Genomic DNA, 20,974 nt, shown 5'->3' with positions numbered 1-20,974 from the left:
TCATATCCACTCAAAAGACTTAAATTAATCTAATAAGTTTTAGCAAGATGCACATAAATTTCAAAGCTTCATTGCATTTTTATTTGCTTTGCTCTTAATTGCCCACATGCAGCACTAATATCAATACCCTTAGATTCTCGTATTGTTGCTACAATACCTTTTTTATAAAGATAATCAGCAAAGTTTTGCATCCTCTCAGGACATGGACGTTGAAACTCACTTTCTGCATGTGGATTAAATGGGATAAGATTTACTTTTGCTCGAAATCCATGTAAAAGTTTAACAAGCTTTTTTGCACTTCCTAAATCATCATTTATATCCTTGATCACTAAATATTCAAACAAAATACGCTTCCGTGTATCAAGTGGAAAATTTCTTAAAGCCTCCAATACTCGCTCAATATTATACACTTTATTCATAGGTATAAGACGACTACGCAAGGCATCATCTACTGCATGCAATGAAAGAGCAATTTGCACACCAAGCTTCATAGCACCAAGCCTTTCTATTTGTGGAGCAATACCACTTGTAGAGATGGTTTGTCTACGAGTAGCAATACAAAGCCCCTCTTCATGACTTAGGATTTTTATCGCCTTTGCTACATTATTAAGATTATCTAGCGGTTCTCCCATGCCCATAAAAACAATATTTATGCTTTTGTGTGCATCTAGATTATTGTCACGCTTAAGCGCTACTACTTGTTCCACAATCTCACCTGCACTTAAATTGCGAACAAAGCCCCCTTTTGCAGTAGAACAAAACACACAACCAACACGACAACCAACCTGTGATGATACGCAAAAAGTATATTTTTCTCCCTTTTTCACGCGGTTATTTTCATCATATTCTTTCTCACGCATTTTAATAAATACACTTTCAAATGTTGCACCATCGTTTGTTTGAAAGAGATATTTTTTTGTACCATCATTGCTTTCTTCTATACGTATAGGTGTTATATTGGGAAAACTAAAAGCCTGTTGCAAAATCTCCTGCAAATTTTTTGGAATATTTTTCATAGATTCTGTATTTATGACATAATGCTTATACAGCCAATTATATATTTGCTTTGCTCTGAATTTGGGAGTTACAAACTGCTCTAGTTCATCTAAATGGTATGAATAGATATTGCGATCTTGTAAGCTTACTCTACTGGTTTTTGTATCAGAAGCTTGTATTTTGGTATCATCTTTATTGATTTTATGTATTGTCATACTTTAATCCATTTGGAGTTTTGTTATTGCTACTAGAATTAATATGTCTTTTGCAAACACTACGCAAATACGATTAATCCCTGCCAAATAAAGCCGAATTGTATCATATTTTACATGTAATTATCGATACATCTATCTCTATTTTTATCTAATCAAGCTTGCTATTAAATCTAGAATCTAAAAATGGAGAATAAGAATATTGTTAAAAACTTTACAAAATTACATTGTGATAACTTTACATGAAACATCTATTTATGACAACAAATTAATAAGGAAACTAAAGGTTGTCAGAAATAATAAAATCCTAACAAAAACTATATGATTTAGCTTGCATAAATCTTAACTTTCACATAAGACAAAGTGAAATAATTTTTAGAATCTCATCTTAAAAATTCGTTATAATTGTTTATTGTTTTTTGCTTCATAGCAAAGTAAAGGATATGAAATAATGCGGTATTTACTTTTAACACGCGGTATGCCATTATGCGGAAAAACCACTTGGATACAGCAATATAACTTAGAATCTTATGTATTAAATCCAAAATATTTTCAATCGCTACTACACGCTCCTATGCTTGATGATTTCGGCAATTTTACACAACCAAAACAAAATGATAAACTTGCGTATCAAATGCTTTTTACCGCATTGCAATCGCGAATGGAACGCGGTGAATTTATCATCATAGAAGATTTGCACATCTTAAAATCATACTGCAGTAATTATAAAAGAATGGCAAAACATTATGCTTACGAAATCTTTGTAGTAGATTTCACTCAAGTGCCATTTGAAACAATTTGTGAAAGAAATAAAGCACAAAAAGACAATAACTATACAGAAGAAGAGCTAAAAACTCTCTATGATATGATGATGAATGAGGAAATTCCGATTAAATGCAAGACTATAACTCCAGATAAAATTGCAACTATGCTAGATACAGAAGCTTATAATCTTAATGGCTATAAAATTATCCATCACATAGGTGATATACATGGCTCTTATCATGTGTTAAAGCAGTATTTTAAAGAAATGAAAAATGATGAATTTTATATTTTTCTTGGCGACTATATTGATAGAGGATTCCAAAACTATGAGGTATTACAATTTCTACTGCAAATTATGGATAAAAAGAATGTATGTTTGCTTGAAGGTAATCATGAGAAATGGCTGTGGGAATGGGCTAACAATAGAGAAGTTGAAGCTAAAGAGTTTCGTTTTAGCACACAAAGAGAGTTAGAGCAAAAAGGTTTAAATAAGAATGATATAAAAAAACTATATCTCGCATTAAAGCCATACTTTTTTTATAGATTCCATGATAAAAGAGTGATTTGTACTCATGGTGGAATCTCAAATATACCCAAACATTTGATTTTACTAAGTGCAGCCCAGAGTATACATGGTGTAGGCTCCTATCTTAATGCAAGTAGCATTGCTCAAGCATTTGCACAGAATACACTAGAGAATTTCTATCAAGTATTTGGACATCGCAATAAAACAGGGTTACCTATAAAGCTTAATGACAAAAACTTTATTTTGGAATCTCAAGTAGAATTTGGCGGTTATTTACGCATATTGCAATTAAATCAACATGGTTTCATAGACAAGAGCTTGAAAAATAGTATTTTTATTACTAAAGAAGAAAAAGAGGCACAAAGAAAATTGCAAAAGTTCTTTGACTATCTTTTACACAACAAGCAATTTACATTAAAAAATAATGGGGATTTCGTAGGCATAGAATATCCTACAATTAAGCGTCCAAAAGATCTAGCAGGACTTATACATGCGTTTTATCCTTGTGTTATTGATATAAAAAAGTGGCAGTTTGTGGCACGGGGCTATCATTTAAATCAAGATAAGACTCTGCACTTTAATGCAAGTAAAGAAGGTGTGTTAAAACATATAAGTTTTCCTTTACATATAACACAAAAGCTTTTTGGAAAGCAATTTATTATCTCATTTTACAATAATGGGTTTTACGTATTTAAAGATTCTATCCTTGAATCTAAAATGCCAACTTTTTTAAAAGACAAAGAAAAACAAAAAAAACTTACAGAGTATTTTAAAAACAAATCATACTCCTTGCTTTGCATACAAACAAATCAACATGAAGTGTATCTGCTTGATGTATTTCCCAATCAAACAGATACACAAGCCCTACCACCAAGTGAGAGGGAAAAAATTGCGGACATCTTACATATAAAAACAAAAGAAATCTTGTTTACAATCAATAATGAGGCAGAACTTCATGCCTTTATAAGAACTATAAATAAATACAATATGTGTATTGCTTCAGACAAGACATTTCAAGCAAATAATACACTATCACAACAAGAATTACATACCAACAAAGCCAAATTAGATTCCAACACTTTTGATAAAAATAACAGCTCCATGAAAACTTATAACATGCAATATGAAAATGTAGAAAATACCCCATCACATATGGAATATAAAGTTTTAGAATCTATCCCATTAAAATTACATATTTTAGAATCCAACTCTTTAAATATATCTCCTAATGTATCTTTTAGTGGTTTTTGTATGGTTGATAATGAAGCTAATCTTTATGAAATACAAACATTATATAGACATGAAATGCAGGTTCTTGCCGAGCTCATCAAAGTATGGCGTATACGCGATGAGATCGCCCCATTATCATGGGTGAAGACTCCATTGCGTTTTGCTTTTATGAATTGGCTCTCTGCATTTGCCGCACAAAATGACTGGAAAAATATATCAATATCATGGATACAAAATACATTTATACATGATTTAGTAACAAATCATATAAATGCCACACAGATTCCATACTATTTTACGATCGAGTGAATTGCATGTTTGTTTTTGGTGATTATATCTACACACATTCTAAACGCATCTTGCAAGCCTTTAACTATGATGAGGTTGCAGCGTGTTTGCGTATCATACACAACCACACAAAAATGAAAAAAGATGGCTATTATGTTGGTTATTTAACTTATGAATGTGGAATTCTTCTGCAAGATTCTTATTATAATTTACAAAATGTAGAATTCCATTTGAATTCTAACGCACATCCTACAAAGCAAGATACATCTATGAATGCAGATTCTAACCTTCAATCCAAAAAACAAAAAGATTCTAAAATACAGCATGACAAAGAGCCTCTTCTCTACTTTGAGCTTTTTCTTAAGCGAAAAAAACTTAAAGCCACTAACAAGTACGCCAAAAAACAATACTTAAAGAACAAAGAAAAGCTTTTCAAGATAACAAGATCTCTTGATAAAAAGCAATATGAACTAAACTTTTCACATATTAAAGATAATATTCAGAATGGACATACTTATCAAGTCAATTATACGCAAGAAATCTTGCTAGAACCACTACTAAAAAAAGATCCATTTACATACTTCAAAATACTATCTAGCCGTCAAGACACACCTTATAAAGCCTATATTGCAAATAAATATCTACAGATTCTATCACTCTCTCCTGAACTCTTCTTTCATTATAAAAACCATATCATCACAACGCAACCCATGAAAGGCACAGCAAAACGCGCGTTTATAGAAAAAAATAGGCAAAAGAATGTGTCAAAAAGCAGGATAAAGCCAAGCCTAGATCTTTATAAAAAATATAAAAAGATTCCAAAAATAAAAGGCATCGATAAAGTAGGTGATTTTAATAACCTCAAAACTCTGCATTATGATTCTAAAAATCGCAGCGAGAATGTCATGATTGTTGATTTATTAAGAAATGATTTGAGTCGTATTGGACTACAAGGTAGTGTGCGTGTAAAAGATCTTTTTGCTATTCACACCTATCCTACATTACATCAGATGGTATCAACAATACAAGCAAAGTTACCCAGACATTATGGAATCATTGAGATTCTAAAAGCATTATTTCCATGTGGTTCTATTACAGGTGCACCAAAATATAAAACCACAACAATCATTAGTGAATTGGAACAGCGAAAAAGAGGTGTGTATTGCGGTGCTATCGGCGTAATTAGCAAAGAAGAAAGTATTATGAGTGTGCCTATCCGCACACTTTATAAATACACACAAGAGCCATATTATCGCTATGGGGTTGGTAGCGGTGTTGTGTGGGAGTCTCTTGTGGAAGGAGAATTTAGCGAATTACAACTAAAATGCAAATTCTTAATTGATGGGTATTGATATAATTTTGGTCTTAAGTCCTAACTACACGCATTTCATACACTTTACAAAGCATGATTAATTGATCATAGATTGGGTTTGCCAATTTAGCAACAAACCTCAATAATCATTATGTAAACTTTTTGATGTAAAAGATTTCGCAATTTCTCTTATGCTTAACAAAGATATACAAAAAAACTTGTTGCAAAACTCACCCAATAACCATGCTAAAATCGTGCAAGCTCACAACTCAATCTTCTCTATTAATGTGTATTAAAACTCATATTATATATAAGCTGCCTTATGCTTTGCTTGAATCTCTTTTTGCTGCCTAGAATAAATGCCATTACACTATCTATAACACCTCATTTTATCCCCGCCCCTACATTTCCTTACATGCAAAATCTACAAGATTCAAGCAATCGCTTTTAAGAGCATAAACAAGTATTTTTTCACACCTTAGACATTTCTTAAAATTTGATTTTAGACTTATTATTGCCTACTCCTTATTTCTAGCTTCTCTCTTAAAATCCCTTTTAACACATTTGTATCTTCAACCTCAAAACAATACTTTTCACTCTTAGAGACTACTTTATACTCAGAATCTTTATATGCGCTACTTCGTTTCTAATCTTAGCAAACTCATCTAATGCATTTTGAAATTCATATCTTATAAATTTTTGACAACTTCTACTTGCATTTTTTTGTATTTTAAAACAAATTCCACAAAAACCTATGAGCAAAGCTATATCACCAAAACCCTGATATTATAAAGATTTTTGTGCTAAATTTTATAGAGTTAAAGCTATATGATTAGGAATGCTAATTTCAACGCTAACATCCTAATCTAGAAGTTTTAAATAATAATTCAAGTTATTTAGTGTGTGCAATTTATCTTAGAATCTAAAGTTGCAACTTATATTTTATGATTCTATGACATATAAAATAAAATACACAAAGCAATGCAATCTCATAAATGTAAAGCAATAGCCATGATGCGGTTGTCATCATTTCATCTGGCAAAAAATTCAATAGTATCCCAGAAAAAATGAGCAACAATACTTTTATCCCAAAATATGTCAAAATACCAATCAATAAAGTATATGTTTTCTTACGATGCACCAAGGCTACTACCATAAATATAAAAACAATCTCTTGTAAGGCAGATAGTATAAATAATGCAGTGATGTTCCACATATCACTCCAATTGGCTTCAGACAATTGCCGCAACTCTTGTGTAAAAGATGTGCTATTTATGCCTACATAGAGCGTAAATATAAGAGCTGCAAAAATAACCAAAAACCACAAAAAATAAATAAATATTTTTGCTCCAATAATTGTCTCAATATTCACAGGCAGAGCATGTGTCAAATAGGCTTGCTTACCAAAAATACCTTGATAAAAGCTTATGGCTGCACTCAATACATAAGTAATACCACACACAAGAAATGCGCAATACTGTATTGTTAGTAAAATATAGAATGTAGTAGAATCTGGATTACCATTTATAAAAATAAGTAAATTAATAGCCATAATAATACATACAATGATAAGCAACATTCTAGACATGAGAAATTCATGTTTGCATATCTTTAAAGCATGAGTGATATGTGTTTTTAGTGTGGGGTATGCTATTTGCATGGTATTCCTTTCATGTTATTTTTCAAAGTCTTGATTAGATTCTTCATATAGATTATTTTGCTTCAGTGGCTTTACAGTATCACCACCTGCATAATATCTAAAGCTATCCTCAAGATCATCAAACCCAAATAATAACTCCTCCTTACTACCAAAAGCCATAATTTTTTTATTTAAAAATAATGCTTTAGTGACAATGGCTTCTACACTAGAGATTAAATGTGTTGCGATGATGGTTGCCCCACCCTTACAATATGTAGCAATAAGCTTAAAAATCTCATCGCGACTAATCACATCAGCACCAGCTAATGGTTCATCAAAAAGATAGAGTTTTGCGTCTCTAGCAAGCATAAGTGAGAGTGCCAACTTTTCCGCTTGTCCCTTTGACATTGTGCTAATCTTTTGCATCGGAACTACATCTAACAATTGAAAAATCTCTAAAGCCTTATTTTCATTAAAATCACTAAAAAAATCGTTAAAAAATGCTATGCTTTGCAAGCCATTCATATGTGAATATAAGAAATCTCTATCAGGCAAATAAGCTATATGCTGCTTAAAGAATATAAGATTCTTTTTGTTCCTTAAGTTATAACCCAAAAATTCCACATCCCCAGTATAATCAGCCAACATGGAAGTAATAATCTTAAGCATTGTGGTTTTACCACCACCATTTCGTCCTAAAAGTCCAAAAACATCGCCTTGATTGAGTGTAAAACTGATATTATCAAGAGCAATAATTCCATCGTAATGCTTACTAACACCTCGTAATTCTAATACTGTCTCCAAGTCCAATCCCTTTTCTAATCATGAAATATAGATTATAACAAAAATTTATATGTTTTTAGGGAGTTAAATTAGCTATACGAATCAAGAGTTGCAATTATTGTCATCTCTAACCTTATATCTAAAACATACATAACATTGATCATTCCAACACATAACTACATAAGAATCTAAAACAATAATGTAACTTTTCATAGACATACACATCATTTAAGTATAAAATAGAAACATGGATATACATATTTTTCTCTCTCACAACTTAGTTGTAATAATATTTTCTAAAAAATAGTCTGAAAAAATACTTATATAACCACCAAATATATCTTATTGTTGCATAAGGTAACATATAATCAAAAGTTATAAGATTAATTATTTATTTATCATTTTAATTACTATAAAAGTAATATAAACATGTGCCGTTGTGTAACGCATAAGACAACTATTATTGAAAAATTATGCTGTTTTTTGCTTTTATCTCATTTTGTCTTATACTTTAAGAGTATTCATGTTTGTAGCATGAGAATCATGTAATATTTATTGTAAGGAATAACCATGAAAAAAGAAATTGATCTTAATAGTGATATGGGCGAATGCTTTGGTCCATGGGTTATTGGTGATGGTGTTGATGATGAGATCATGCCACTTATTAGCAGTTGCAATATTGCAGCAGGATTTCATGCAAGCGATCCAAACATTATGCGACATTCAGTTCAGCAGGCGATAAAAAATAATGTTGCTATCGGTGTACATCCAGGCTTTAGGGATTTAGTTGGCTTTGGTAGAAGACTTATTATCGCAAAACCAGATGAGTTGGTAAATGATTGTATCTATCAGCTTGGAGCATTACGCGAATTTATTGGAATTGAAGGGGGTAGCCTCCATCATTTTAAACCACATGGCTATCTATATATCCATGCTTCCAAAGATAGGGAATTTTCTACGCAATTGATACAGGCTTTGCAGAAAATAGATTCTAAACTGCCTATTTACTGCATGGAAGGGACAGTCACATGTGATGTTGCAAAAGAGTTGGGGCACCCTTATGTGCGAGAGTTTTATGGTGATAGGGATTATGGTGATGATGGGCAACTTGTCATGGTAAGACGTGCTAGGGCTTATACACCAGATGAAATCGCAAATAAAGTATTACAAGCTTGTAAAGAAGGCACGGTGACGAGTGTTACGGGTAAAACTATCGAGGTAGATTTTGATTCTGTATGTATTCATAGTGATACAGCTGGTGCGCTCAATCTTATCTCGGCAACACGAAAGCTTTTAGAGCAAAATGGTATTGTGGTGCGACAACCCGTAGTGCATGGCTTGTAAGAGTTTCAAACTAAAACAGATTTTAGTGAATCTTATAAATATGCAAATCTATGAGGATTATAGCTATCTGCTATATTACCTCACTAAAGATTAGATTTTAGATTCTATAAATTTCCTTAACTGTAGGAATTCATAGTATATAATGTGGCAATTTTTTTAATGCTGTGAAGTATTATAATTAAATAAACTTAAAATAATCTTAATTATATATTATTTACTTTTTTTAAATATTTTAGCTATACTTTTATCACTTTAAGTTTTAAGGATTCTTAAGGTTATCTACTTCTTTATGCAAATTCTTCATTGCGATTGCGTAATGTGGTGATTTTTTTAATGTTTAGTAAAAATCCTTATCTTCATTTTTTATGTATCATTGCTCTTCACTATTTTTTTATTTGATAATATTTTTCCTTTTTATTCTTTTGTCAAAAATAATGATGGTATTCTATTTTTCATTCATTGTATTTCAAGCAATCTTTATTATTCTTATTCACAATAATATAATATTTATTTTTCACATAATAAATGTTTGATAAATGTTATTTTATGTTTTAACTAATTATTTTTTAACATTAAATAAGTAATAATATTTTATTAATAAAATGTTTATATATTGATAAATAACTAATATATAAATGATTTATTAATACCAATTTATATATATTTAAGTTATTAAATAACAATAAAATTTCACTTTTTTAGTTATTTAATACAATGTTATTTTTTATTAGCATTGCTTGATTCTATATGTGGTGTAGGCATAGCTGTGAAACTTCCATTTTGTATAGTTGATTGTAGCATTTTGTCTTGATATTTGCCTCTGTCCCCACTTGTTTGTCCTGCTATTTTTTGAGCATGTCCACTCATCCCCATTGCACTTAATGCACCACTTGCCAAACTTCTGCCAATACTATTTTGTCCACCTGTTCTATAATTCATATCGCTTCTTGCTTGAGTGTAGCCTTTATATCCTTGTTTCATCATAGCACCTGCACCTGCTATTGCTCCTGCTATACCTGTCTTATGTTCCCCATCTCCACTGCCTATTAATTGTTGAGTCCATTGTGGGATTTTAGATAATAATGTTATAGCAATAAGACATAAAATTATGATAAGAAATATTTGTGTTGTAGCTGTTGAAACATTTGCCGGATTATTCCAAAAATTTTCTGCTTGTTGTTGTGTTATGATATTTTTTGTTTGATTGACTATCATGCTCGTCATAAAACCTGCAATAATTGTTGCAAATGCGGGTTGTATTGCAGTAGATGTGTAAAGTTTTAACCAACTAAAAAAGTATCCTCTAAAATTAGGAATAATAAGGCATGGTAACATAATAGGACATACTGCAAGTATGATTGCACATGCTAAATTTATAATTATTATAAAAATTGCAAGAAATAATATGTAAAGCCATATAACCAATAATGTTATTAAACCTAATAATGTGAGCAATAAGGCATTTGGAATATCATCAAAACTAATATTATCCCATATACCTTTGACAAATGTAATAGAATGTTCTAATAATTCATTTGTAGTTTCTATTTGTTTTATTTCTCCAATTACCTTATAAAACCATGAAATAGGATAATTCACTAAGTATAAAAATCCTTGATAATTGTTTGGACTTGCAAATATTGCCTTTAAGCATACAAACATAATAATCCATGTACCTGCTTTGTAAAAATCCTCTTTATTCCATTCTTTACCAATCTTATTATATACCCAAAAACATGCAATTAAAGTAAAAATAACGCCTGCTATGTAAGTATTGAATATTGTTGCTGCTTCCTTGAATATTGTTGCAGCAATACTCTGTCCTGCTTCATTCACTAAATGAGAGGCTTTATCTATTAAATCACCACTATTTTTATCTATTGTCGGCATTTTTATCCTTTTTAGAGTATTTTTTTAAGTAGCCAAAACAATATTCTTAAGAAACCTATTTTTGCAATTAAGAATATAAACATAACAATGACGAGCAGGGAAATTTCGCTTTGATAATAATTTATTAGTATGTCAATTGCTGTTCCTTTTATATATTCCATACTATATTCCTTTCTTTTATTCAAAGAAGCTTGATGTGAAATCTGGTTGTCCTATTTTGTTACGCTGAAATTTCTCAATTTTTTCAGGTTTAATTGTTTCTGATTTTTTAGGATTTGTTTCTTTCATTTTATCCAACGCCATACTTGCATACATTGCATTCATATTTTGCATAACTTCATATTGTGAAACTAAGACTTGCAGTATCATGCTTTGTGTTCTTAGTAAGGCCTCTTGTCTTTCTTTATCATTCATGGCTTTAATTTTTGTATCACTTAATTGCTTTTGGATTTTACCCATCATATCTTGTGTATCTTTTCTATACAGCATATTATATTTACTACCATTACTAGCACTACCCTCTGTATAAAGGTTATAAGCGTTTAACACCTTACTAACGCTTTCACTTTGTGTTTTTGCAATATTTTGTCTGCGTTTATCCTTTATTTCTTGTGCTTTTATAATTTCTTTGCGATAACTATCCATATCACCTTTTCTTAGAAATTCTTTTGCAGAATTTTCATATTTGTTTTTTATTTCTTTTATGAAATCTTCATTCGCAAGGGCATTCATACAGGCTTGTTTTAATGCTGTTGTAGAATCTACACCTTTTAGCTTTTTCTTTTGCTCATTAATAAAATTTTTAAATGTTTCACTTTCATTTTGAAATAAATCACAATCGTTTTTTATATCATCTAAAAGAGATTCTATTCCACTAAGATTTAATGCTTGTTCATTAAGATTTTGAATAGAATCCCATGCACCTTGCATTTCACTAATAAAACCACTAATTCTATCCACATCAATACCCAATTCTTTTAGTTGTTTTTCAAACATTATCATTTGTTTTATTTGTTCTGAATACTCTAAAATGGCTTGTGAAAGGTTTGAAAAGTCAAATACTGGGAAATTTGAATAAGCTGGTGTTAGGTTTAACAATCCTGCTAAAATCATACTTTTTAATGATAATGATATTTTCATTTATACTCCTTTTTTATTTCTTTATGCTGAATTGCACTGATCACTTTTCTATTATTTTCAATAAACAATGTGCTATATTCTTGTTCTAACGCAGATAATCTATTATGCAAATCATCATCAATACATACATCAAAACTTTTTGCCTCATTGATTAAGTTCCATATGGATTCAAGCATAAGCTTAAATTGCTTAATTGTGAAATTTGATTTCTTCTGTTCTAAGAAGTTAATCAGATCTCTTAATTCCATATTGTATTTTGATTGTAAATTATTTGTCTTATTCATCTGTATAATTTCCTCTTTGGTGCAAATATCTTTACATTCTCTAATAACATGATATTCAGTTTGCATATTACTCATATCGAGGATATTGCTTATATCATGCGTATCATCACTATCGTATTTATGTATGGCACAATCCCATGCTTTTTGTAATTTCTCCATTACAAGGTCCTGACCTTATCTGCATTTTTTTCTTTAGTCTTTGTTTTTTCAAAGGCTTTTAGAGTTTCATTTGCTCTTTGATGAGTGGTTGGATAGTTTTTCTTAAAGTTAGGCAATTCTTTATCTACATATTCCATGTTTTTTTGTATTTTCATTGCATAGCTTTCTTTTTGTTTGGGGCTTATTGCTAATTTATAGGATTTTGTTTGTGATGATATTTTTTGTTGCATTTCCGACTCTTTTTGCCTTATTTTAATGTATTCATCAAGTTCACCTTTTAACTCCTTTATCTCATTTATTGCCATTACTGCATATTCTTTAGTTATTTTAAAGCCTTTTTTTGCTTCTTTTGTTAGGAATTGCAAGGTTTTATTCTTTTCAGGCTTTGGTCTTTTTTCCTTAATAGCAAACAAAGCTTCATCTAGCATGTATATAGCTCTTATTAAATCTGCAAGACTTCTTACTTTAACAAGATTATCAAGGGCTTTATCAAGATTTTCTTTTTCTTTTTCAAGATTAGTTGGCTTTGTTTGTAAATCTTGTGTATCCCTTTTTTGCCCATTATCATTATTGTTATTTTCAAGATTATTATCAAGTGCATTATCGAGTTGATTTGATAATGCTAAGATTTCATTTATATCTTTAAATTCTGTTTCAAATCGATGTGTTTTTGTAAGTGCTTCATGATCTTTTTCGTTAAGATTATCAAGTTTTTTTACTTTTTTATTGAGAAAATCAAGATTATTATTTTGATGATTTTCTTTAGTTTCATCAATTTCTTGTTCTTTAGTATTTGTGGGTTGTATAGTTGCATTAGCTGTATTATCTTGCGTAAGTTCATGATTATCCTTTGTATTAGAATCTTGCATGTGTTGTAGCGTTTCATTTATATCATGAAACTCATGCTCGAATTTTTGTTTTGTTTCTACTGCTATTTCATCTTTTTTATTAAGCTCTTGATTCTCTTGCTCTATGATAATATCTGTATTATCATCATATTCATAGTCTGCAAAGTTATTATCTGTATCTATAATAATTTCTTCACTTTGAGTATCTTGTATCATATTTCCATTTTCATCATATGCTGCCATATTTATCTCCTTACTTAGATTTATTTGTGTTAGATTTATGCTTATTAATAAATTCACTACATGCCTTAAAAGATATTTCTACTTCTTTTGGTAGTGCAATGCCTTTATTTTCTGCTATTTTTTTTGCATAATCTAGTTGTTTTTCTGTAGGTGAATTTTCTTGTTTGTGTTGATCAATAAAATCACTACATATTTTCATAGATTCCAAAACCTCACTGGGTAGCTCAATATTGTTTTCTTTGGCAATTTTTGTGGCTAATTCAATTTGTTTTGGTGTAGGCTTTTTAGTTTCTCTTTTTTGTGGGATTGCATAGCCCATTCTTGCATGTAGTGGCTTTATAAAGTCGAGGTAGGTGGCTTTAGATTCTGTGATTAAATCTAGTATTTCCTCCATGCTTTTGGTAAATTCGCTTGTTGTAATCCAATTATCTTGCATATCCTCTAGGTATTTAATGGCTTGTATGCCTTTTTGTGTTGCTACTAAAACCTCTTTTTTGCCTTTCTTGTCTATTTTGATATATTCTCTAGTAAGCAAAGTAGGCACAAAACTAGCATAGGTGCTTGGTCTGCCTATACCCTCTTTTTGTAGTAGTGGTATAAAATCACTCTCTTTATATTCTTGTGGTGCTTTTGCTTCAATTTCTTTGATTGTAAATTCTTGTATGGCTATGTTATCTTTTTCTTTTAGATTTGGGATAGAATTTGCGATAACCATATCCGCTTCGCTTTCCGTATCATCAGTGCTTTTGTTTTTTTCAAATGCACTTAGATATGTTGGTATTCTAAGATTTAAGTTAAAGATTCTGCCTAAAATATTAAATTCATATTTCATTGTTTGATAAAGAGAATCTTTTGCTTGTGAATACATGCTGTTATCTTTAATAAGATTATAGAGTTTTAGTTCTTTTTCATTAAGATTGCTTACTTCAGAATCTAGGTTTGTTATTCTTATAGCTTCGTGTGCTTCTGCTTGGGAATGCTTACCTGCTTTATACACTCTTTTTTCATACCATTCATGATGTTTGAGTTGAGATTCTAAATAGTCAATAAAGCTCTCGCTTAACATTTGACTATCTGTTCTATGATAGGTGATTAAGCCTTTTTCAAAAAGCTTTTGTGCTAAATCCATAGTATCCTTACTGCTAAAACTTAATTTACTATTTGCTTCTTTAATAAGGCTTACTGCTTCAAAAGGCTTTGGTGGTGATTTTTTGCTTTCTTTAGATTCTATACTTGCAATTAATGCATTCTTTTCATTCTTTATAGAATCTAAAAATTCTTGTGCTTCTGTTTTGTCTCGAAAGATATTGGCATTTGAAAGAATATATTCATTATTTTCAATGATTGCTTTTGCTGTAACTCTATGGCTTAATCTTTCATTCTTTGGCTTTTCATTAAAAGCTTGTATATCTAACTCTTTTTTAACAATCAAGGCTAGGGCTGGAGTTTGGACTCTGCCTACACTAATGTTTTTATATATCCCAAATTTCTGCATAAGTTTAGGACTCATAATGTAGCCCACCATTTTATCGCCTACACTTCTTGCTTTGAAAGCTTCATAGAGATTTTTATTGGTAGCACTAAAATCTTTTGCTTCTTTTAATCCTTTTTCTACACCCTCTTTTGTAATCTCATGAAATTCTGCTCTTTTGATTGATTTTGCAATGTTTTTAATCTTTTGAAAAATCATATAACCTATTGCATAGCCCTCTCTATCAGGGTCTGTTGCAATATAGACTTCTTTATTTTTGCATTGTTGTAATATGAAATTAATGCTTTTCTCTTTTTCTTTCATCATTATGAATTGTGGTTCATAGGTGTCATAATCAACATAACTATCATCATTTCTTAATTGCATGAAATGTCCTGCTGTCGCATATACTTTAGCTCCGCTGTAATGTACTATTTTCTCACATTTATTTGGTGATTCTATGATGATGATTGAATTTTGCATGTCAATTCCTTATGTTATGGTTTTGTGGATTTGAAAGTTGGTGATGTTTGACTAGATTGTTGTGTTTTGTTGTTTAAAACTTCTAATCGTTTAATAATGATATAATGTTTGCTTTTTGTGTTTCCGCTATTATCTTGCCATACATCTTGTTTCAATTTCCCCTCTATGAGTATTTTTGTCCCTTTTGTGGTGTATTCATACATTAATTTTGCAATTTTTTCATATGCTATAACGTCAATATAGCAAACTTCGTTTTCTTTGCTTCCATCTTTCTTTTTTATAACATTATTTAACGCTAAGGTAGATTGTGCTACACACATACCATTATTAAGATGCTTTTTCGTAACCATATTTGCAAGATTGCCACTCAAGATCATTTTATTCATTGGCTTCCTTTCAAAAAGTATTTAGCAAAAAAGAGATTATCTCTTTTGATAAATACTTAAAACATATAGGCATTCCTATATGTAGTTATGTATAAAAGGTATAAATATGTTAAATAAGCTGAATTTATTGCTTAAAAGAATATATAAAATTAAATCATTGTTTCCTCCTTACGCATGGTTTAAATATCAATCATGTAAGACACAAATTATCTCTCCATGCCCTTTTTCTTAGGTTGGGCTTTATTTTGTTGTTTTTGATTTTCCAATTGCATGTCAGTTCTAGTTTTTGCAATCAATGGAACTTTATAATCAATGCCTTTACTTTGAGCGTTTAAATACTCATGTAATGCAATTCTTGTCTTATCATGCAAACCTATTTGGTGCAACTGCTTCTCAATTTTTGGTTCTTTTGCGGTATTTCTGTTTTCATACCTTAGTTTTTCTACATTTTCCATATTTTTCTCCTTGAATTTAGAATGATCTAAATTATCAAATTGAGAAACATGGTAGAGTGTTGTTGTTTCTAGTGTAGGCTTTGATAAATATTGTTTGACAAAGACTTGTTGTCCATTTTCTTTTATTGGTTGTTTATTATCATTAAGTTTTGGAACTAATTCATAAGTTTTCATAAGAGGTATTTTCACGCCTTGTGAATATTGGGGCTTCCCTGTTTTTTCGCTTATAACCTGTTGTCCATTTTCATTGGTTAATGGTTTTAATTTACCTCCTAACGTATTAGCCTGTTTCATTGTGATAAATTGATTTGTTTCATAGCCATTAATTTTTGCAACTGCTTGCAATAATGCTGAAGTTATTCCTATGTAGGGTTCTCCTGTTTTTGGATTATAAGGCATATCTTTGTTGATTTGCTCTATTGATTTATCTTCTTTCCAGAATTCTTTGCCTTGTTTTATGGCGGTAGCAAAAATCATTTTATTATACTGATTAATACTTTCTTGTTTTTCCTCATTACTTCTTTCTTTCCATGCTTTAATTTCATTATTTGCCATTTTGTCCTCCTTAATTTAGATTAATTCTTGTTCATAAAAAATAGCATCTTGTGGCATTGCAAACATTTCATCTATTGAGATAATAAATGAATTTTCAATTTGATCTTTAGAAAATTGGATATCAAGTTTTCCATCATCAATATTTGCAAATATTTGTCCTTCTTGCCATACCTCAAATTCTTTTTTACCCATGCCTTTGACATCAAACATGTTTTTTCCTTTGTGTTAAAATTAGAGATTAAAAATCTCTTTCTAAAAATTAAAATAATTCTTAGAAGGAGATTTTTTAACTCTGATATTTATGCCATCTTAATATTCCTTATATTTGAATGGATTGTATTCCATATTATTACTTATTTGTTTTTCTACATTATTGTTTATATCATTGCTGTTTGTCTCCATTTCTTGTTGTTCTAATTGCGTGGTTTTAGTGCTTTCGTTTTCTGTTTTTATATCTTTTTGATTTTTTTCTGCATTTGCTTGTGCATGTTCTTGCAAATGTTTGTTTTCTAAGTCATAAGGAATTTTATCTGCCCCATTTAGTTCTTTGTTTTTAAACCATAGATTTGCTTGTGTTTTGATAGGTCTGTTTAAATATCCACCTGCTAACACATATACTTGTCCCTCTGGGCTTGATAATATATCCTGTGGGGTAATAAGTTTGTATCCCTCCTCGCTAATACTATTATTCTTTTTCAAAACAGCCATAGAATCCTTTGAAATAGATAATTTCTTTCTGGTGAAATCACCTACCATATCACTTAAAGTTTTAGCATCATCAAAGCTATTCATTCTAAATACTACTTGGAATGCAGCATTAGCCCTTAGAATCTTTAAATCATCATCACCATAATACTTTTTAATTTGCTCATAGCTTTGTGTAATGTATATAGGAATTAATCCATAGCTTCTACACAATGCAGGTGCTTCAAGCAAATAGCTCATTTTTCCAAACCTAATAAATTCATCTAAGATGAAGTAGATAAATTTATTTGGGTCGCTATTTTCATTTTTCATTAGCTTTTTGAAAAAACTCTCGACTAAGATTCTAACAAGTGGTGCTAGAATATCCATATCCTCACTTTGTATAACTACATAACAAGTTATTTTTTGTTCTCTCAAATCTTCATAATCAAAACTCATTGTAGAAGTTGCTTTAGCTACTCTAGGATTAGCAAAGACTTTCATAAAAGTATCATAAGTAGATTTAATACTTGCAAATTCATTTTCTGCATATTTTGAATAGGCTCTTGCTTGATTTCTTACAATATCATCAAGGCTTGTATCCTCTGCTGTTTGTTGTAGCCATAGCTTAAAAATATCTGCTTCCGGGTCTTTTTGTTCTTCTCCAAAAGGATTGCTTTCGTCATCGTCTTCCTCATTTGGTTCAATAACTGCTTGTTTTCTCCATTGTCCCTCTAATTCATCAAAATAATCTTTTTTAGGTGCTTGTGATAAATCTCCTAAAGTTGTATGTTTAAATTTCTGCATATTGTATAAGGCAAAAAATGTAAAGAGTGTTTTTGCTGATACAATCCAATGATCATTTTCTTTTCCTTTTTCTCCCACAAAGATAGTTCCTGCAACTTGATCTGCTAACTGCATAAGTTCTACAAAATCCATATCTTTGATAATCTTATTATCAAATGGATTAAAAAACATTGTATTAGAATCCTTAGATAAGGGGCTAAAAACTAGAATTTTATTATTGAAGTGCTTTTGTCTATACCCCGCACTCTTTTGCAATAACTCTCCTTTAATATCTAATACAAAGCATGAATTAGGCAATGAAAAAAGATTAGGTAATGCTATACTTGCTGTTTTACCTGTTCCTGCTGGAGCCACAATAAGAATAGCTAGTGGTTTTTGTGTAGATATAGGAATACGCTTTTTTCCTTTTACAAGACATGCTAACTGCACTCCCTTAGAATCTAAATTAAATCCCATTTCTTTAAAGTCTTTTTCTTTAGCAAACCTTGCATTACCATAGCTATTTTTGATTGTTTCATTAGAGATAAGCCAATATACGATACAACATATAAAAGGTGTTAAGCTATATGCTAATGGATAATAGGCTTTGAGTTTTAAATATGGGTTACCTATATTTTGTATGGTAATTATAAAATTCTCATAGTTTTGTGCATAATCAAGTATATTAATATCAAATATCCATGCGTTTGCTATATAGTAAATTACTATGCTCATAAGTATAGAAACTAAGATAATAGTTAAGCCTCGAAGAAAGGTTTGTGTAATTGATTTGTTTTCTTGCATGTTAATCCATTATGTTTGATATTTCTTTTAAATGTTCTTTAGATTCATTCTTAAAAAACGCAAAGATGTTTTTTGTGTTTTGTGCCTCTTTTAAGAATAAATGAAATGCTTCTTGATTTTGTATTTTTTCACTATTTAAGTGATAGGCAATTTGATTGATATTCCCTGCTACACGAGATATTTCTAAAAGTATTTTTAGGTGCATAGCATTGCTTCTATTAAGCGTTGTGATAAGCTTTTGTATCTTTTCATTTCTAATGTAAAGTCGTATTAATTGACTTTTAGAAAGATTATTTTTCTCTGCTTGTTTTTCAAGCAATGTATAATCACTGCTTGAAATTCTTATCCATAATCTTTTTGTTTTAGTCATGTCTATTTCCTTATGATTAATAGCTTTTTACCCATTCATGTGTGTCGCTTACTGCTTTTATGTTGTTAGCACTGCTTTGATATGTCTGTGTATTTAATTGTGGGCTAGGCTTTAAATACTCTTTTACATTAAGAATATCTACTATTATTCTCTCTTTTTTTACTCTTGCAATTTGTATGATATAGTCAATAGCACTTCGTATATAATCTAGCATTGCCTCTCTGCTTGTATTCATACCGCTAAACATAGAATTTGTAATGATTGCATTGATAGAATCTTCTGTGCTGTTTGCATGTAGTGTAGAGAGATTACCCTCATGTCCGCTATTATTAACTCTTAGAAATGCCAATGTATTTCTAATATCAATTTCACCTAAAAATAGCCTATCTGGTCGTAATCTCATAGCATTATTAATAGCAGTGGTATAGGTATATACGCCTTCCTCTTTAGGTATTGCAATTTGAGTTCTATTTTCATTTTCAATAAATAACTCTTGGCTATCCTCAATAGTTACTACTCTATCCTCTTTTGGAATTTCGCCCATTAATGAGTTTAGAAATGAAGTCTTACCACTACCTGTGCCTCCACTGACCAATACATTCTTTTTATCTCTAATAAATTGTCGTATTAAGTCATAATTCCAACCTTGTTGTATCAGCTTATCACTAAGTTTAAAGGATTCTAACTCAAAGCGTTTATTACTTGGAATCCTTATACAAATAGATACATCACTATTAAATAAGATACTTTCATGTTGTGCTTGCACTCTGTATCTTAAATAAGGTGGTGGTAATTCGCATGATAAGCTTGGATACTTCTCATTAAAGCGTTGGTGTCTGCGTGTAGCAAGTTGTTGTAAAAAGCTTGTTAAAAATTCATAATCAAGCTTTTCATCTACAATTCTCTCCCACCTATCACCATAATCTACAAAAAACTCACATGATCTTGTAAAGATTAGTTCATTTGCTTCAAGTCTTAAATATTTATCTAATATTTCTAACTTATGTGCCAACACTACATTTACATTACTCATGATAGTCCTTTAGATTGTTTGCATATTGTTCTAATTTTTCAACCAATAATTCTTTTTTGGCAATAAGCTTTTTTATTTTATTTTTGTGCTTATTTATTTGTTTATTGATTTCATTGATTTTCGTATTAATTACATTTTGTGCTTTTATGGCTTCCATTATTTCTGTTATTTTTTGTGTAGCCTTAGTAGTTTTTTGCTCTAACTCTTGTTCTCTTTGTTCTAAACTTCTCTTTTGCTCTTTTTGAATATCTACCTCATTTAGTTGTGTTTGTATATCATCTTGCATAA

General features: G+C 30.4%; 18 protein-coding genes. 3 read left to right on the top strand and 15 right to left on the bottom strand.

The genetic code is table 11. The annotated features are described in order from the left end of the window. Nucleotides 1-68 precede the first annotated feature (68 nt). Nucleotides 69-1,211, bottom strand: a complete 1,143-nt coding sequence (gene rlmN / locus LS81_RS01380) for a dual-specificity RNA methyltransferase RlmN (protein WP_233715863.1) — start codon at nt 1,209-1,211, stop codon at nt 69-71. Between the two features lie 448 nt (nt 1,212-1,659). Here rlmN and LS81_RS01375 point away from each other — a divergent pair, with 448 nt between their 5' ends. Together LS81_RS01375 and LS81_RS01370 are read left to right on the top strand one after the other, a co-directional pair. After that, nucleotides 1,660-4,038 carry a metallophosphoesterase gene (locus tag LS81_RS01375; protein ID WP_034344974.1) on the top strand — a complete coding sequence of 793 codons (2,379 nt, stop codon included), beginning with the start codon at nt 1,660-1,662 and terminating at the stop codon, nt 4,036-4,038. Nucleotides 4,039-4,043: 5 nt separating this feature from the next. After that, a complete protein-coding gene (locus LS81_RS01370) occupies nt 4,044-5,369 on the top strand; it encodes a chorismate-binding protein (protein ID WP_034344977.1) in 1,326 nt (441 codons plus the stop codon). 882 nt (nt 5,370-6,251) lie between these two features. Here LS81_RS01370 and LS81_RS01365 read toward each other — a convergent pair. Both LS81_RS01365 and LS81_RS01360 read right to left on the bottom strand, forming a co-directional pair. Continuing rightward, complete coding sequence (locus LS81_RS01365; RefSeq protein WP_034344980.1) at nt 6,252-6,989, bottom strand: hypothetical protein; 738 nt, start codon at nt 6,987-6,989, stop codon at nt 6,252-6,254. A gap of 15 nt (nt 6,990-7,004) precedes the next feature. Beyond that, on the bottom strand, nt 7,005-7,772 hold the full coding sequence (locus tag LS81_RS01360) for an ABC transporter ATP-binding protein (protein ID WP_052096468.1): 768 nt from the start codon (nt 7,770-7,772) through the stop codon (nt 7,005-7,007). A 549-nt stretch (nt 7,773-8,321) separates the two neighbouring features. Between LS81_RS01360 and pxpA the strand changes: the two genes are divergently transcribed. Beyond that, nucleotides 8,322-9,095, top strand: coding sequence for a 5-oxoprolinase subunit PxpA (gene pxpA / locus LS81_RS01355; RefSeq protein ID WP_034344982.1), 774 nt, complete (start codon nt 8,322-8,324; stop codon nt 9,093-9,095). A 717-nt stretch (nt 9,096-9,812) separates the two neighbouring features. Here the strand turns inward: pxpA and LS81_RS01350 are convergent. The 12 genes from LS81_RS01350 to LS81_RS01295 form a co-directional block, all read right to left on the bottom strand. Then, nucleotides 9,813-10,985: a type IV secretion system protein gene (locus LS81_RS01350; RefSeq protein WP_081955887.1), complete on the bottom strand. Its 1,173-nt coding sequence runs from the start codon at nt 10,983-10,985 to the stop codon at nt 9,813-9,815. A 177-nt stretch (nt 10,986-11,162) separates the two neighbouring features. Next, on the bottom strand, nt 11,163-12,125 hold the full coding sequence (locus LS81_RS11820) for a hypothetical protein (protein WP_233715930.1): 963 nt from the start codon (nt 12,123-12,125) through the stop codon (nt 11,163-11,165). Next, nucleotides 12,122-12,568, bottom strand: coding sequence for a hypothetical protein (locus LS81_RS01340; RefSeq protein ID WP_034344984.1), 447 nt, complete (start codon nt 12,566-12,568; stop codon nt 12,122-12,124). Before LS81_RS01340 ends, LS81_RS11820 begins: the two co-directional genes overlap by 4 nt. Then, on the bottom strand, nt 12,568-13,659 hold the full coding sequence (locus LS81_RS01335) for a hypothetical protein (protein WP_138069864.1): 1,092 nt from the start codon (nt 13,657-13,659) through the stop codon (nt 12,568-12,570). Before LS81_RS01335 ends, LS81_RS01340 begins: the two co-directional genes overlap by 1 nt. A gap of 10 nt (nt 13,660-13,669) precedes the next feature. Then, the gene (locus LS81_RS01330) at nt 13,670-15,613 is read right to left on the bottom strand and encodes a type IA DNA topoisomerase (RefSeq protein ID WP_034344989.1); all 1,944 of its coding nucleotides are present in this window, start codon (nt 15,611-15,613) and stop codon (nt 13,670-13,672) included. Nucleotides 15,614-15,627: 14 nt separating this feature from the next. Beyond that, a complete protein-coding gene (gene ssb, locus LS81_RS01325; RefSeq protein WP_052096621.1) occupies nt 15,628-15,999 on the bottom strand; it encodes a single-stranded DNA-binding protein in 372 nt (123 codons plus the stop codon). A gap of 206 nt (nt 16,000-16,205) precedes the next feature. Beyond that, nucleotides 16,206-17,009, bottom strand: a complete 804-nt coding sequence (locus tag LS81_RS01320) for an ArdC-like ssDNA-binding domain-containing protein (protein WP_034344993.1) — start codon at nt 17,007-17,009, stop codon at nt 16,206-16,208. Nucleotides 17,010-17,024: 15 nt separating this feature from the next. Continuing rightward, entirely contained in the window at nt 17,025-17,219 is a 195-nt protein-coding gene (locus LS81_RS01315; protein WP_034344995.1) for a hypothetical protein, read from the bottom strand. A gap of 99 nt (nt 17,220-17,318) precedes the next feature. After that, a complete protein-coding gene (locus LS81_RS01310; protein ID WP_034344998.1) occupies nt 17,319-19,283 on the bottom strand; it encodes a type IV secretory system conjugative DNA transfer family protein in 1,965 nt (654 codons plus the stop codon). Between the two features lies 1 nt (nt 19,284). Continuing rightward, nucleotides 19,285-19,653 carry a plasmid mobilization protein gene (locus LS81_RS01305; protein WP_034345001.1) on the bottom strand — a complete coding sequence of 123 codons (369 nt, stop codon included), beginning with the start codon at nt 19,651-19,653 and terminating at the stop codon, nt 19,285-19,287. Nucleotides 19,654-19,669: 16 nt separating this feature from the next. Next, complete coding sequence (locus tag LS81_RS01300) at nt 19,670-20,686, bottom strand: ATPase, T2SS/T4P/T4SS family (protein ID WP_081955889.1); 1,017 nt, start codon at nt 20,684-20,686, stop codon at nt 19,670-19,672. Next, nucleotides 20,679-20,972: a hypothetical protein gene (locus tag LS81_RS01295; RefSeq protein WP_034345003.1), complete on the bottom strand. Its 294-nt coding sequence runs from the start codon at nt 20,970-20,972 to the stop codon at nt 20,679-20,681. The genes LS81_RS01300 and LS81_RS01295 overlap by 8 nt, the downstream gene beginning before the upstream one ends. Between the last annotated feature and the right edge of the window lie 2 nt (nt 20,973-20,974).

The organism is Helicobacter trogontum (genome assembly GCF_000765905.2).
Lineage (GTDB): Bacteria > Campylobacterota > Campylobacteria > Campylobacterales > Helicobacteraceae > Helicobacter_A > Helicobacter_A trogontum.
Note: the sequence above shows the minus strand (reverse complement) of the source record. Positions and strands in the feature narration are given on the sequence as shown.

What these genes read in the sequence shown, in the direction of transcription:
- LS81_RS01305 (WP_034345001.1), bottom strand. Translation starts at nt 19,653, where the DNA reads ATGACTAAAACAAAAAGATTATGGATAAGAATTTCAAGCAGTGATTAT.
- LS81_RS01330 (WP_034344989.1), bottom strand. Translation starts at nt 15,613, where the DNA reads ATGCAAAATTCAATCATCATCATAGAATCACCAAATAAATGTGAGAAA.
- LS81_RS01320 (WP_034344993.1), bottom strand. Translation starts at nt 17,009, where the DNA reads ATGGCAAATAATGAAATTAAAGCATGGAAAGAAAGAAGTAATGAGGAA.
- LS81_RS01315 (WP_034344995.1), bottom strand. Translation starts at nt 17,219, where the DNA reads ATGTTTGATGTCAAAGGCATGGGTAAAAAAGAATTTGAGGTATGGCAA.
- rlmN (WP_233715863.1), bottom strand. Translation starts at nt 1,211, where the DNA reads ATGACAATACATAAAATCAATAAAGATGATACCAAAATACAAGCTTCT.
- LS81_RS01335 (WP_138069864.1), bottom strand. Translation starts at nt 13,659, where the DNA reads ATGGCAGCATATGATGAAAATGGAAATATGATACAAGATACTCAAAGT.
- LS81_RS01295 (WP_034345003.1), bottom strand. Translation starts at nt 20,972, where the DNA reads ATGCAAGATGATATACAAACACAACTAAATGAGGTAGATATTCAAAAA.
- LS81_RS01340 (WP_034344984.1), bottom strand. Translation starts at nt 12,568, where the DNA reads ATGGAGAAATTACAAAAAGCATGGGATTGTGCCATACATAAATACGAT.
- LS81_RS01310 (WP_034344998.1), bottom strand. Translation starts at nt 19,283, where the DNA reads ATGCAAGAAAACAAATCAATTACACAAACCTTTCTTCGAGGCTTAACT.
- pxpA (WP_034344982.1), top strand. Translation starts at nt 8,322, where the DNA reads ATGAAAAAAGAAATTGATCTTAATAGTGATATGGGCGAATGCTTTGGT.
- LS81_RS01350 (WP_081955887.1), bottom strand. Translation starts at nt 10,985, where the DNA reads ATGCCGACAATAGATAAAAATAGTGGTGATTTAATAGATAAAGCCTCT.
- LS81_RS01370 (WP_034344977.1), top strand. Translation starts at nt 4,044, where the DNA reads ATGTTTGTTTTTGGTGATTATATCTACACACATTCTAAACGCATCTTG.
- ssb (WP_052096621.1), bottom strand. Translation starts at nt 15,999, where the DNA reads ATGAATAAAATGATCTTGAGTGGCAATCTTGCAAATATGGTTACGAAA.
- LS81_RS01365 (WP_034344980.1), bottom strand. Translation starts at nt 6,989, where the DNA reads ATGCAAATAGCATACCCCACACTAAAAACACATATCACTCATGCTTTA.
- LS81_RS01300 (WP_081955889.1), bottom strand. Translation starts at nt 20,686, where the DNA reads ATGAGTAATGTAAATGTAGTGTTGGCACATAAGTTAGAAATATTAGAT.
- LS81_RS01375 (WP_034344974.1), top strand. Translation starts at nt 1,660, where the DNA reads ATGCGGTATTTACTTTTAACACGCGGTATGCCATTATGCGGAAAAACC.
- LS81_RS11820 (WP_233715930.1), bottom strand. Translation starts at nt 12,125, where the DNA reads ATGAAAATATCATTATCATTAAAAAGTATGATTTTAGCAGGATTGTTA.